12 protein-coding genes are annotated in these 12,715 nt (G+C 69.4%); 8 read left to right on the top strand and 4 right to left on the bottom strand.

All coding sequences use genetic code 11. The features are described from left to right. Window positions 1-14: 14 nt before the first annotated feature. Window positions 15-590 (bottom strand): YqaA family protein, encoded by a 576-nt coding sequence (locus tag DAT35_RS13730; protein WP_108067447.1) that lies wholly within the window; start codon window positions 588-590, stop codon window positions 15-17. A 129-nt stretch (window positions 591-719) separates the two neighbouring features. Here DAT35_RS13730 and DAT35_RS13725 point away from each other — a divergent pair, with 129 nt between their 5' ends. The 7 genes from DAT35_RS13725 (at window position 720) to DAT35_RS13695 (ending at window position 8,357) form a co-directional block, all read left to right on the top strand. Continuing rightward, a complete protein-coding gene (locus tag DAT35_RS13725; protein ID WP_108067446.1) occupies window positions 720-1,379 on the top strand; it encodes an LON peptidase substrate-binding domain-containing protein in 660 nt (219 codons plus the stop codon). Window positions 1,380-1,430: 51 nt separating this feature from the next. After that, complete coding sequence (nadE, locus tag DAT35_RS13720; RefSeq protein WP_108067445.1) at window positions 1,431-3,320, top strand: NAD(+) synthase; 1,890 nt, start codon at window positions 1,431-1,433, stop codon at window positions 3,318-3,320. A gap of 169 nt (window positions 3,321-3,489) precedes the next feature. Further along, entirely contained in the window at window positions 3,490-4,557 is a 1,068-nt protein-coding gene (locus DAT35_RS13715; protein ID WP_108067444.1) for a hypothetical protein, read from the top strand. A gap of 139 nt (window positions 4,558-4,696) precedes the next feature. Next, window positions 4,697-5,020, top strand: coding sequence for an FKBP-type peptidyl-prolyl cis-trans isomerase (locus DAT35_RS13710; protein WP_108067443.1), 324 nt, complete (start codon window positions 4,697-4,699; stop codon window positions 5,018-5,020). A 12-nt stretch (window positions 5,021-5,032) separates the two neighbouring features. Then, window positions 5,033-5,413: a thioredoxin gene (gene trxA, locus DAT35_RS13705; protein WP_108067442.1), complete on the top strand. Its 381-nt coding sequence runs from the start codon at window positions 5,033-5,035 to the stop codon at window positions 5,411-5,413. 1 nt (window position 5,414) lies between these two features. Continuing rightward, complete coding sequence (locus tag DAT35_RS13700) at window positions 5,415-6,047, top strand: HAD family hydrolase (RefSeq protein ID WP_233261464.1); 633 nt, start codon at window positions 5,415-5,417, stop codon at window positions 6,045-6,047. Between the two features lie 108 nt (window positions 6,048-6,155). Beyond that, window positions 6,156-8,357, top strand: a complete 2,202-nt coding sequence (locus tag DAT35_RS13695) for a patatin-like phospholipase family protein (protein ID WP_108067441.1) — start codon at window positions 6,156-6,158, stop codon at window positions 8,355-8,357. A gap of 24 nt (window positions 8,358-8,381) precedes the next feature. On the opposite strand, the gene DAT35_RS13690 is transcribed toward DAT35_RS13695, so the two are convergent. After that, window positions 8,382-9,776, bottom strand: a complete 1,395-nt coding sequence (locus tag DAT35_RS13690; RefSeq protein WP_158501692.1) for an FHA domain-containing protein — start codon at window positions 9,774-9,776, stop codon at window positions 8,382-8,384. A 207-nt stretch (window positions 9,777-9,983) separates the two neighbouring features. Between DAT35_RS13690 and DAT35_RS13685 the strand changes: the two genes are divergently transcribed. After that, on the top strand, window positions 9,984-11,588 hold the full coding sequence (locus DAT35_RS13685; protein ID WP_108067439.1) for a sigma 54-interacting transcriptional regulator: 1,605 nt from the start codon (window positions 9,984-9,986) through the stop codon (window positions 11,586-11,588). A 5-nt stretch (window positions 11,589-11,593) separates the two neighbouring features. Here DAT35_RS13685 and DAT35_RS13680 read toward each other — a convergent pair whose 3' ends face one another. Further along, complete coding sequence (locus DAT35_RS13680) at window positions 11,594-12,094, bottom strand: GGDEF domain-containing protein (protein ID WP_108067438.1); 501 nt, start codon at window positions 12,092-12,094, stop codon at window positions 11,594-11,596. Continuing rightward, window positions 12,095-12,712, bottom strand: coding sequence for an EcsC family protein (locus tag DAT35_RS13675; RefSeq protein ID WP_108067437.1), 618 nt, complete (start codon window positions 12,710-12,712; stop codon window positions 12,095-12,097). Window positions 12,713-12,715 lie beyond the last annotated feature (3 nt).

The raw sequence follows: 12,715 nt of genomic DNA, 5'->3' as shown, positions 1-12,715 counted from the left end.
CTCGGGGGGCCGGTTCAGACGCGCAGCCACTTGCGCGCGGTGGGCCCGAAGAAGCGCATCACGCCCGACACCAGGAAGAAGCGCACCGAGCGTCCCAGCACCGCGGCCAGGAAGAAGCGGTCCAGCGGCACTCCCACCATGCCACTGCCGATGGCCACCACCTTGAAGGGCGTGGGCAGGATGGAGCACAGCAGCGAGAGCACCCAGAAGTTGCGCCCCAGCAGGTCTCCCACCGTGGCGTTCTCGATGCCCAGGCGCGGGGAGTTGATGGTCGCGTTCAGGTCGATGTGCAAAAACCCGATGGCGCCCTGGTTGATGAGGGTGCCCAGGTAGTACCCGATGAAGCCACCGAAGAGGCTGGCCACCGTGCCCAGCAGTGCGTACTGGAGCCACTTGCGCGGCTGCGCGAGCACCATGGGGACGAGCAGCGCGAAGGGTGGAATGGGGAACACCGAGCCGTCCACCACGGACACCACCAACATGGCGGCCAGGGCGTGCTTCGTGGAGGACAGGGCTTCCACGCGCAGGTAGAGCCTGCGGTACCAGGAGAGCTTCGCAGGAGGAGCGGCCACGGGGCTGGGGTCGGTCATCTCGGCCGCGCACCCTAGCGGAAAGTGGCGGCTTTACCAGCCTTCCGTCCCCGCTCCGACGCCTGCCCGGCGGCTGGGGATGCGCCGCATTCACCCCGCCGCTATTACCGGGGTACGGTGTCCCATCCCATGACGACGGCCCTCGAACGCATCGAGCGCGCTACCCAGGCGCTGAAGGTCTTCCCGCTCCCCTCCGCGGTCCTCTTCCCGCACGCGGCCCTGCCCCTCCACATCTTCGAGCCCCGCTACCGCGCCCTCGTGCGCGATGCGCTGGCCGGGGACAAGGTGCTGGCGCTCGCCCAGCTGGAGCCCGGGTGGGAGGGCCAGTACGGCGAGCGGCCCCCCATGCATCCCATGATGTGTGCTGGGCTCATCATCTGGCACGAGGAGCTGCCAGACGGGCGCTACAACATCCTCCTGCAGGGCATCACCCGGGCCCGCCTCCTCGCCGAGCCGCCCACCGACAAGCTCTACCGCGAGGTGCGCGTGCAGCTCCTGCCCGACCCCGTCTACCAGGGACCCGAGGAGGAGCGGCTCCGGCAGGCCGTCTTCGAGCTGGCGGGACGCGTGCCGGCCTCCTTCGCCGAGAACCTGCTGCCGGTGGTGGCCCGCTCCAGTGGAGGCGCCCTGGCGGACGTGGTGGCCGCCGCCGTCGTCCCCGAGCCCGAGCGCCGCCAGGAGCTGCTGTGCGAGCTGGATGTACGCACGCGGCTCGAGGCGGTGCTGGACGACGTAGGCGAGCTCATCTCCCGCCTCAGCCCCGTGAAGCCGGTGGGGCCGTTGAATTAGGCCGGGGCGTCTGCTAGCGCGCCATCTCTACTTCCGGGAGGAACACTTTCCATGCGGCTCGTGAAGATTGGGCTCGCCAGCGTCAACGTCACCGTGGGCGCCTTCGCTCGTAACGTGGACAAGGCGCTCGACATGGCGCGTCGGATGGCCGCCGACGATGTCACCGTGGCCGTCTTCCAGGAGCAGCTCGTCGGCGGCTACCCGACCGAGGACCTGGTGCAGTGGCAGGGCTTCGTCGAGCACCAGTGGCCCCAGCTCGAGCGCTTCGCCCGCGAGACGGCCTCGCTGCACACCCTGTTCCTCGTGGGCGTGGCCATCAATCACCAGGGCCAGCGCTACAACTGCGCCGCGCTCGTGGCCGGTGGCAGGATTCTGGGCCTCGTCCCCAAGGAGAAGCTGCCCACCTACAACATCTTCTACGAGGGGCGCACCTACTCCCGCGGCATCCCCGGCATGCGCGAGCAGTACCGGGGCATCCCCTTCGGCGACTACCTCTTCCGCTTCGACTTCGGCCTGCTCGCCCCCGAGGTGTGCGAGGACATCTGGAGCCCGGACGGCCCCATGCGCCGGCGCACCTACTCGGGCGCCGAGCTGGTGGTGAACCTGTCCGCCTCGCCCTTCCGCCTGGGCTGCGTGGACACCCGCCGCGAGCTGCTCGCCACCCGCGCCTCCGACTTCCAGTGCACCATCGCCTACTCCAACGCCCTGGGCAGCAACGACGGCCTCATCTTCGACGGCGGCGGCTTCATCAACCAGAACGGCAAGCCCATGGCGGAGGAGCCCCGCTTCCAGGAGGGCTTCGCCTCATCCGTGGTGGACCTCGACCGCACGCTGCGTCTGCGCGCGGAGAACACCACCTGGCGCGATGACCGGGAGGCGTGGTTGCGCGCGGGCGGTCAGCTCGTGCCCACCGTCGACTGCACCAGCGCCTTCACCAGCCGCCGCGAGAAGCTTCGCTACCCGGTGCCCGCGCACCGCAGCTTCTTCCTCCCCGGCCCCGACACGCGCCGCTCTTCCCGCGAGGTGCTGTGCGAGGACATCCTCGACGCGCTCGCGCTGGGCATCGGCGACTACTTCGAGAAGACGCGCGCCTTCAAGGTCATCGGCATCGCGCTGTCCGGCGGGCGCGACTCGCTGCTCACCCTGCTCATCGCCCACCGCTACGCGAAGCGCGCGCGGCCGGACAACCCGGGCAGCCTGCTGCGCGCCTTCTACATGCCCAGCCGCTACTCCAGCGATGCCACCCGCGAGGCCGCGGAGACCATTGCCCGCGAGCTGGGCGTGCCCTTCCAGGTCGTCCCCATCGAGGAGGCCTTCGAGCGCGAGCTGAACATCGCCCGCACCATGCTCGCTGGCGGCGAGGTGACTCCCATCACCGAGCAGAACATCCAGGCTCGTCTGCGTGCCCAGCGCATGTGGAACTGGTCCAACTCCAGCGGCGGCCTCTTCCTGCAGACGGGCAACATGAGCGAGCGCGCCGTGGGCTACACCACCACGGGGGGAGACCTCATGGGCGCCCTGGCCGTCATCGCCAACGTGCCCAAGACGGTCGTCATGTACCTCTTGGACTACCTGCTGGAGAAGACGGGCTACGAGGGCATCCGCAAGGTGCTGGCCAAGCCCGCCGGGCCGGAGCTGGCGCACAACCAGGTGGGCGAGGACGAGCTGATGCCCTTCCCCATCCTCGATGCCTGCTTCTACCTGTTCGCCGGAGAGAAGCTGGTGCCCGCGGAGATGCTCGTCGCGCTGGAGGCCATGTTCCCCGAGGTGGAGCGCGCGCGGCTGCAGGGCTACGTGGAGAAGTTCACCCGGCTCTTCCTCCAGTCCATCTACAAGTGGGTGCAGGCCCCGCTGTCGCTGCACATCGGCAACCTGGACCTGGACCGCGAGCGCGCGCTGCAACTCCCCGTGGTCACCAGCAGCGACTGGACGCGCGGGTAGTCCAGTCCGCGCCTCGAGGGGTCAACCCCCCCATCAGTACCATCCGCCCCGCCTGGCCGGGTACTCCTCGGCCCGGGGTCCCGGCTTCGTCCATCACTGGACCTCCGCCTTGCCGGATGTCTTCCCGGTAACGAACTTCCCGTCAGCCACCCGACGTACGGAGGTTCGGATGAAAGCGAAGATTCTGGTTGGCGTTGTCTCGGCGCTCATCTGCGGCGGTGCCGCGATGGCTCAGGATGTAGACGAAACGCAGCGCGACACTGAGCAGAAGTCGCCAGACAATCTTGGTGGTTCCGGGCTGGAGAAGCCCAACCCGAGTGACATCAACACCCTCGAGCAGCAGGATGTCGCGCCCGCACCGGCGGAGCCTGGTGCTGCTCAGGACCAGGGCGTGGGCGGCTCGGGCCCGACCGCCCCCGTTCCACCACCCCCCGCGGCCAAGCCTCTCCCCGGCGCCACCATCCAGGGCCAGGGCGGGATGACCCTCTACTGCACTCCGTTGAACCAGCAGGGCACTGGCGGCGCCGGTGAGTCCCAGTTCAACCAGCCCCAGCAGCCCTCCTCCCTCCAGGGCAACGAGCAGTCCTCGCTGCAGCGAGAATACGACGTAGGCCAAGCCGCACCCGCGCCGGCGCCCGTGCCCGCACCCGCGCCTGTGATCGAGCCCGCGCCCGTTCAGGCGGAGAAGGCCGTTGGCGGCTCTGGCTACGAGGAGAAGAAGAACGAGCACCTGCGCGGCGTGAGCGTGGGCATCGGTGGCGGCGTCGAGGGCTACACGGGCAGGCTCGCTCCCAACGTCAACCCCGGCGCGGCGGCGAACGTGAGGGTGGCCATCCGGCCCACCAGTGTGCTCGGCATCGAGGTTGGCTACAACGGCGCGGTGAATGAGATCGACAGCCGCTTCGGGCCCAACACCAACGGCACGGACATCGTGCGCAATGGCGGCCAGGCGGCACTCACGGTCGGTCTCGCTGCCACTCCCGTGCAGCCCTACGTGCTCGGCGGCATCGGCGTGGATTGGTACAACGTCCGTCACGGCTTCTACGCCGGCTTCCAGGATGACACCAGTGGCAGCGTGCCGGTGGGCGTGGGCTTGAGGACGCAGGTGGGCGCCTTCACGGCGGACCTGCGCGGCGACTACAACTTCCTCTTCAGCCAGAACTTCCTCCCGAGCGTGAACAACAACGCGGGCTCCGGCCGGTACATGGGCTCGCTCAACATCGGCGGCACCTTCTGACGCGGCGGATGTGATGGCGGTCTGACAGTCTGGCGGCGCGGTGACTCGGCGAGCGAGCACCGCGCCGCGCTTTTCGCGTTCCGGTGCAGCGCGCGCGAGGCCAGCGCGTTAAGGTGAGGGCTTTCACGGGAGACAGTTCATGAGCTTGAAGGTGGAAGATCTGAAGGTGGGCACGGGCGCCGAGGCGACTGCGGGGAAGACGGTGACGGTGCACTATGTGGGCACGCTCACCAACGGCTCGAAGTTCGACAGCAGCCGGGACCGCAACGAGGGGTTCACCTTCCCGCTGGGCGCCGGCCGGGTCATCCAGGGCTGGGACCAGGGAGTTGCGGGCATGAAGGTCGGGGGCCTGCGCAAGCTCACCATCCCGCCGGAGCTGGGCTATGGCGCTCGCGGCTTTCCCCCCGTGATTCCCCCCAACTCCACGCTCGTCTTCGAAGTGGAACTGCTGGCGGTCCGTTAGGAGAAGCCCACCATGGCCACGCTCGAAATCGGCAAGGAGAACTTCGAGTCCACGGTGTCCAAGCAGGGCATCGTGATGCTCGATTGGTGGGCAACGTGGTGCGGCCCCTGCCGGGCCTTCGCGCCCGTCTATGAGAAGGCCTCCGAGAAGCACGCGGACATCACCTTCGGGAAGATCGACACGGACGCGCAGCCGGAGCTCTCCGGCATGTTCCAGATCCGCTCCATCCCCACGCTGATGATCTTCCGTGACGGCATCCTGCTCTTCGAGCAGGCCGGGGCGCTGCCGGCTCCGGTGCTGGATGAGCTCATCGGCAAGGTGCGCGCGCTGGACATGAACGAGGTGCGCCAGGAGATCGAGAAGCGCAAGAAGGCCCAGGAGCCGCAGGCCTGAGATGACTCCGAGCGCCGTTCTGTTCGACATGGATGGAGTCCTCGTGCGCAGCGAGGAGGCTTGGCTGCGAGTGTTGGAGGACGCGGGACGGCGCTTCCGGGGCAGTCCGGTGACGCGCGAGGAGTTCGCGCCCACCTTCGGGCAGGGCACAGCCGAGGACGTGCGCGTCTTCGGTCTGCGCTGCACCCCCGCCGAGCTGGATGCCTTCTACGTGGAGCACCTGCCTCGCCACGCCGGCGAGGTGTGGGTGAACCCGGACGCTCGCGAGCTGCTGGAGTCCCTGGCCTCGCGGGGCGTGCGGCGAGCGGTGGTGACCAACTCGGTGTCCGCACTGGCCAGGACGCTGCTCGGGGCCGCGCGCCTGCTGGACTTCTTCGAGGTGCTGGCGTGCTCGGACCTGGTGGTGAACGCGAAGCCGGCGCCGGACCTGGTGCTGTATGCGCTCGACCGGCTGGGCCTGGAAGCGGGAGCGGCGCTGATGGTGGGCGACTCGCGCTTTGATCGGGGCGCGGCCGGGGCTGCTGGCGTGCACTTCGTGGGGCTGGGCCTGGACGGTGATGCCCGCATCGAGCGTCTGGGCGAGCTGCTGCATTTCACCGCGGGCCCTGCTTCGTCGCGGGAGGGGCGTCGCTGAACCACGCGACGAAGGCCTGACCGCCTGACCGGCCTCCGGTGCGGCAAGCTGAACAGCTCGGAGTCCCCGCCTACCGGAGCGGGGCCATTCTGAGGCAGGCTTGATGTCATGGCGTTGCAACAGGTCCGGTCCTGGTGGCGGGGCAAGACGGCGCAGCCGCTGCGTCCACTGGTGGAGTGGCTGGGCCGCTGCCCGCTGCTGCTCGTGCTCCAGGCCATACCGGTGAGCATCGTCTGGGGCGGGTTCGAGGCGCTGGGGCTGCCGAGCCTCTTCTTCCACGATGTGCCGCGGGTGACGTTCGTCGCGGCCTTCATGGCGGCGATGCTGCTGGGGCAGCTGTGCTTCATCGGCTACCTGCTCGACGCGGACGAGCTCTGGTGCCTGGCCTCCCGCAAGGGCAAGTCGGCGGGGGTTCCGCCCACCATCCGTTGGTACCTCTTCCGCACCGGCATCTATCCGGCATTGCTTGTGGTGCTCAGCATTCCGAGCTTCATCGACCGGCACTTCGCCTTCCTCTTCGGGGTGCTGGCCGCGGTGGGGGTGACGCTGCTCCTCACGCGCGGCGCCGAGCGGCTGCAGCGCTGGTACGAGTCGGATCGCAAGCGCCACCGGTGGATGCGGCTCATCGAGGTGACGTTCTTCCGCAAGCGCTCGACGCACGTCGTGGTGCTGCACGTGCTGCAGGCCGGACTGCTGGCGCTGTTCGTGCTGGGCTACCTGCTCGTGGCCGTGCACGTGGCCCTCACGGGGGACCATGGGTGGGTGTCACCGGCGGTGGTCATCTGCGTGGCGATTGGCCTGTGCGGAGCCGTCTACGGGGCCTTCCGCTTCTTCTTCCCCGAGCACCACATGGGCGCGCTCATCATCGTGGGGGTGGGGGTGGTGTTCGTCGGGCGGGGGTGCTCGGACACGTCCTTCTATGACGAGCTGACCCTGCCCCAGCCCCCCGCGTACGCGAGCACGAGCCTCGTGTCCCCACGTGACGCGGGGCTGCTGGGAGACGATGCGGCACTGGATGCGTGGTTGGCGCGGATGCGGGCGGAGCCTCCTCCGGGGGTGACGTGGCCCACGCAGGGCGAGACGCAGCCCGCGTCGGGGCGGACGGAGCTGCGTTGTGCTCCGGGGCCGAGGCCTCGGCTGGCGCTGGTGGCCACCAGTGGCGGTGGCATCCGCGCGGCGGCGTGGACGGCGCACGTGCTCTCCAAACTGCAGGGCCCCCAGGGCGTGCCGGGCTTCCACCGCTACGTGCGCCTCGTCACCGGGGCCTCGGGCGGCATGGTGGGGGCGGGCGCATGGGTGGCGGGACTCCGGCCCGAGGGCCTGCCGGAGGACGTGTCGCTCCCCACGATGATGCAGCAGGACAGCCTCTCCGCGGCGGCGATCGCGCTGCTGCTGCCCTTCGGTGAGAACCGCGGGCGCTCCTTGGAGCATGCCTGGGTGAAGTACACGAACGGCCTCCTGGGGCGCTCCTTCCAGGAGCTGCGCGCGGGCGAGGCGGAGGGCTGGCTGCCGTCGCTGGTGTACACGCCGATGCTGGTGGAGGACGGGCGGCGGCTGCTGGTGAGCAACCTGGACCTGTCGGTGTTGACCACGTCGGAGGCGAGCTCGCTGGTGATGGAGCAGCACGGCGACGAGCCCCGCGAGGACTCGCGCGCCCGGCTGTCGCTGTCGGGGGTACAGCTCTTCCAACTCTTCCCCCACAAGCAGGAGGTGTTCCCGGTGGCGGCGGCGGCGCGGATGAGCGCGTCGTTCCCCTACATGAGCCCGGCGAGCGCGTTGCCCACGTCGCCGCGCGTGCGGGTGGTGGACGCGGGCTACTACGACAACTACGGGGTGGACCTGGCGGTGCTCTGGCTGCACACGCATCGCGAGTGGGTGCACGAGTGCACTTCGGGCGTGGTGCTCGTCCAGATTCGCGACCACCTGGGCAACGGCCGGCGCACGAAGCTTCAGGCGGCCAGCGGGGGCGAGCTGCTGGGCGGGCTGATGTCTCCGGTGGAAGCGGTGCTGCGGGCGCGCGAGTCCAGCATGTCCTTCCGCAACGACGAGCTGCTGAGCCTGGTGCAGGACGAGCTGAACGCCAGCGAGCCGTGCTTCTTCACCACGGCCATCTTCGAGTTCAGCGAGACGGCGCCCCTGAGCTGGGCGCTGACGGCGCACGACGTGACGCAGCTGGAGCGCGCGGCGGACAGCGCCACACTCCAGGCGCGGGTGGACGCGGTGCGCGAGTGGCTCACCGCGGGCCCGGAGACCCAGGCTCGCGCCCGAGGGCTCGGATTGTGTCCTGGCAGGCGTGAGCTGAAGCCGTGAGCCGCGGCGGCCCGACCCTTCCGCTCACACGCCGGGGATGATGGGCCTCAGCGCCGCGGCGAACTCCTCTTCACCCTCGTAGACGGGGTGGCGCACCCACGTGCGTGCTTCCACTCCGCCCCGCAGCAGCTGGTTGCCGCTCTCGGGCTCGAACGTCCACTCCGGCACGTCCCCCACCAGGTACTCCACTCCCCAGGGCGAGGCGCACTCTTCCCAGTCCTCCTGGGGCAGGTTCCCCCATGGGTAGCGCCGCCCATCCGTTCCCCGCGCCGCCATCTCCCACTCGTCAGCAGTTGGGAGGCGGATGTGCGCGTTTTCAATCTGTGAGAGCTCCTCGCACATCCGCTCGGCCTCCTTGAAGGAACCGAGCCATACCTGCTCGTGGTCAAGCACGACACGAGTGGGTAGGGGATTACCCACCCATTTCGCCAGGGGCCTGTCCATGGGGACCTGGGCCACGAAGAAGCCCGGGGAGCGCACCCGGCGGGCGGGGCCGGAGCCCAGCCAGTGCTCGACGGGGGCCACCCACCGCAGCGGCAGCCCCGAGCGCTCCAGCAGGAAGCGGCCGTCCTGCTCGATCACCCCCGTGGGCAGCCGAGTCGGCCTCATCGCCGGCTCCAGCGGTGTGGTGAGTGCGTGGAGCAGCAACGATGCCGCGTCCGTCACCTCCAGGTCTCCGGCCAGCAGGCGCCACAGCGGCTTGAGCGGGTCCCTCCCCGGCAGGCTGTCCCCTGGGTTACGGCGCTCCTGGAGGTACCGAATGACCCCATGGCAGAGCTGCTCGAGGTAGCGGCGCTCGCGAGGCTCGTCGACCTCCTGGAGCAGGGAGGGCATGTCGGAGGACTGGATGGCTGGGAGGACCTCGCGGGCGCGCAGGCGCGCGGCCACCAGCACCGCCGTCATGCGCACTTCCAGGTCGGAGTCGCGCAGGGCGGCGCGCAGCATCTCGTCGAAGCGGGGGTTGGAGGCCGGCTCGCGCATGAGCCAGCGCAGTGCCTGGCGCCGCTCCTCGAGGGTCGACAGGCCCCGGGCCAGCACCGTGCTCTCCTGGTCGGCGCTGGCGTCGTCGGGGGGGTGCTGGGGTTGCCAGGACCCGACCTCCAGCGTCCCAGCCGTACCCCTTCCGACGAGCGACTGCACACGCAGGGTATAGGGGCCGATCACGAGTTCGTCCTCGAATCTCAACACAGAGGGATGGGCCACGGGCTTGCCGTTGAGCCAGGTTCCGTTCTTCGAGCCTTCGTCCAACACGATGGTGGCTCCTTCAATTGCGACCAACCGGCAGTGAGTGCGCGACACGCTCCCGCTCTCGAGAACGAGGTCGTTGGTGGGGTCCCTCCCGATGGCGATCTCTCGCGACGACAGGGTCCCCGTCTTCGTGTTGCGCTCTCCGATGAGCCCGACAGTGATGTTGAACACGCGTGCTCCTGGGGTTGGAGGGCCGGTCCATCCGGCTGCCGGCGTGATTTCAAAGCACGCCGCGTGCCAGCAGCTGCCCCCCCATGCCGGGCCCCGTGTTCCCAGGTATTTCGGGGTACGGGTGCCGCCTCTTATCATCTCTCCGGCGACGGGAGCCTGTCAAAACTGCTATCAATCGTGACAGCAGAACTGCTTGTGGGAGCGTGGATGACGAGCGAAGACGAGGCGTCGGGCGGAGTGGAAGGTCAGGAGAGGCCATCCCCTTCGAGCCGTCCCTCGCGCCGGAGGACCCACCAGGCCGTCCCCGCGAGCGGGCCCCAGGAGGAGGACCCCGCCATCGACACGCGCAACGAGCGGTTGAGACGGGAGCCCCGGGCGCGAGAGGCCGCGGAGGTGGGACGGAACTGGGAGGCGGCGCCCTACCGCGAGCCCAAGGCGCTGCTCGTGCAGCGAGAGGGCATCGAGGATCTGACGGTGCCGCTGTACCCGGATCGCTCCTATGTCTTCGGGCGGGCGCCCGAGTGCACCGTGGTCTTTCCCCACGACGCGGTGTCGCGGCAGCACGGGCGGCTGTCGTTCCGGGAGGATCACCGGTGGGTGTTCCGGGATCTCAACTCGAAGAATGGCAGCTTCATGGGGCGTGAGGAGGAACAGGCCCCGGTGGACGCACGCCTGCACTTCCAGCGAGTGGGCCCCTCGCGCGACTGGGTGCTCGAGGTGGGGGACGTGGTGCTGCTCGGCAACAGCAAGAGCCGCATCACCCTGCTGGCGGAGGTGCCGCTGGGCCTGGGAGTGGGGCCTCGGGCTAAGCAGGAGACGTCACCCGTCACGACGCGGCTGGAGCGCTCCATCGACCGCTGCGCTCGTCACTACCTGCCGGTGTTCCTCCGAGGCGATTCCGGCACGGGGAAGACGTTCATCGCGAGGGAGATCCACAGCCGGGGAGGGCTCGAGGGCAACTTCGTCATCCTCAACTGTGGGCGGCTGCCACAGGACCCGGCCGCGCTGCAGAGCGAGCTGCTCGGACACGTGAAGGGCGCGTACACGGGGGCATCCATCGCGCGGGTGGGCAAGCTCTACAGCGCCAACGGGGGCACGCTCTTCCTGGACGAGGTGGAGTTCCTGCCCCGCATCGCCCAGGACTTCCTCATCGACGTGCTGGAGGGCACGGGCAGCCTGGCGCCACTGGGGGCTCCCGCGGACTTCCGCGAGCCACCGCCCCGCTTCCGACTCATCTCCGCGTCCAAGGTGCCGCTGCGGCAGACGGCGTTGAGGCCGGATCTCGCGCAGCGGCTCGCGGCGGGAGACTTCATCATCCTCCCCACGCTCGAGGAGCGCAGCGAGGACATCCCCCACCTGGTGGAAGTGTTCCTGCACCGGCTCAAGGTCGAGCAGCAGTACGACGCCGAGCTGACCCGGGATGCCATCGCCTTCCTTCAGCGGTCGAGCTGGCCGGGGCAGATCCGCGAGCTGGAGTCGACGGTGAAGACGGTGGTGGCGCGCGAGGCGGCTCAGCAGGAACTGGAGGGACTCGAGCGCCAGCGGACCCTCGTGACGCTGGAGGCGGTGAAGTCCTATCTGGAGCAGCGGGAGCTGGGGTTCGGAGGCGCGGTGCCCACGACTCCCGCGAGGATCTCCCCGCTCTCCGAGGAGCCGCCGCCGGTGGTGCGCAAGCGCCCCAGCGATCTGACAGAGCTGGACATCCGGGGGGCCCTGGAGAAGCACCAGGGCAACAAGACCCGGGCCTCGGTGTCACTCGGCGTGGCGCTCAACACCTTGAAGGCCCGGATGAAGGTGCTCGGCATCGAGTGACGCCGCTAACGCGTCACCACCTGGTTGCGTCCCGCCTGCTTCGCCTGCACGCACGCGGCCTCCGCCGCGTCCAGCAGGTTGCCGTAGGGCTCTCCGGGCCGAAGCCCCGCGATGCCCACCGAGACCGTGAGATGGAACGTGTCTGACTCCGAGCGGAAGCGCCTCGCCGAGAGCCGGCGGCGCAGCCCCTCCGCCAGCCGCGCGCCCATGTCCTGCGTCACCGCGTAGAGGCTCGCCGCGAAGGCGTCTCCCTCCATGCGGCCAATGGGCCCTCGCCCGTCCAGCTCCGCCGCGAGCTCGTCCACCAGTCCGCTCAGCGCCGCGTCCATGGCCGCGCGCCCGCGCGTGTCGTTGCCTTCCTGGGTCTCGTCCACGTCCACCCAGAGCACCGTCAGTGGCATCTTCGCCAGGTGCGCGTCCGCCACTGCCTTCGCGAGCAGGGACTCGAAGTGGGGGCGCAGGTACGCCCCCGTCAACGGACACACCTGTGGCGCGTGCTCGGACACTCAGCTCGCCTTGCGCGAGGCCGCTTTCGTCTTCGCGTGCGCCTTGTCGAAGCCCTCGTAGAAGCGCACCGCGTGGTCTCCCACCTTCTGGATGTGCTGGTTGTTCAGGTACGCCGTCACCGGCGCCGCCACCAGCGGCATCGCCCGCCCCAACGTGTGCAGGCCGCCCTTCTTCAGCAGCACCTCCGCCACCTTCCCCAGCACCCGGGGCCCCGAGCGCTGCACCGGCCCCACGCCCGTCGTGTAGCCGTACAGGTCCAACAGCTCGTCGCGCGACCGCTCGCTCTTCAGGTTCACCTTGTACAGCGTGGCCAGGTCCACCAGCAGCGTGAGCTGCAGCCACGCCATCACCGTCAGGTCCACCGGCAGGCCCACCAGCCCGAACACCCCGCTGATGCCTCCCGTCATGCTCGCCACGTGCTTCTTCTCGTCGACGAGCCGCTGGGCCTTCTCGCGCACCCCCGCCGACGGGTAGCGCTGCTCCAGCTCCAGCACCCGCTTGCGCGCGCGCGGCACCTCCTGCTGCACCAGGTCCGACAGCTTCGTGTCCGCCAGCTTCTTCAGCTCCGCCGGGGTGAGCCTCTTCACCTTGTCGGCGATGGGGTCATAGAAGGCCATGCG

Origin of the sequence: Vitiosangium sp. GDMCC 1.1324, assembly GCF_003044305.1 — a bacterium.
GTDB lineage: Bacteria > Myxococcota > Myxococcia > Myxococcales > Myxococcaceae > Archangium.
Note: the sequence above shows the minus strand (reverse complement) of the source record. Positions and strands in the feature narration are given on the sequence as shown.

Excerpts from the sequence above, each read along its gene's own strand:
- nadE (WP_108067445.1), top strand. The coding sequence starts at position 1,431 with ATGCGGCTCGTGAAGATTGGGCTCGCCAGCGTCAACGTCACCGTGGGC.
- trxA (WP_108067442.1), top strand. The coding sequence starts at position 5,033 with ATGGCCACGCTCGAAATCGGCAAGGAGAACTTCGAGTCCACGGTGTCC.
- DAT35_RS13685 (WP_108067439.1), top strand. The coding sequence starts at position 9,984 with ATGACGAGCGAAGACGAGGCGTCGGGCGGAGTGGAAGGTCAGGAGAGG.
- DAT35_RS13700 (WP_233261464.1), top strand. The coding sequence starts at position 5,415 with ATGACTCCGAGCGCCGTTCTGTTCGACATGGATGGAGTCCTCGTGCGC.
- DAT35_RS13675 (WP_108067437.1), bottom strand. The coding sequence starts at position 12,712 with ATGGCCTTCTATGACCCCATCGCCGACAAGGTGAAGAGGCTCACCCCG.
- DAT35_RS13715 (WP_108067444.1), top strand. The coding sequence starts at position 3,490 with ATGAAAGCGAAGATTCTGGTTGGCGTTGTCTCGGCGCTCATCTGCGGC.
- DAT35_RS13710 (WP_108067443.1), top strand. The coding sequence starts at position 4,697 with ATGAGCTTGAAGGTGGAAGATCTGAAGGTGGGCACGGGCGCCGAGGCG.
- DAT35_RS13695 (WP_108067441.1), top strand. The coding sequence starts at position 6,156 with ATGGCGTTGCAACAGGTCCGGTCCTGGTGGCGGGGCAAGACGGCGCAG.
- DAT35_RS13725 (WP_108067446.1), top strand. The coding sequence starts at position 720 with ATGACGACGGCCCTCGAACGCATCGAGCGCGCTACCCAGGCGCTGAAG.
- DAT35_RS13730 (WP_108067447.1), bottom strand. The coding sequence starts at position 590 with ATGACCGACCCCAGCCCCGTGGCCGCTCCTCCTGCGAAGCTCTCCTGG.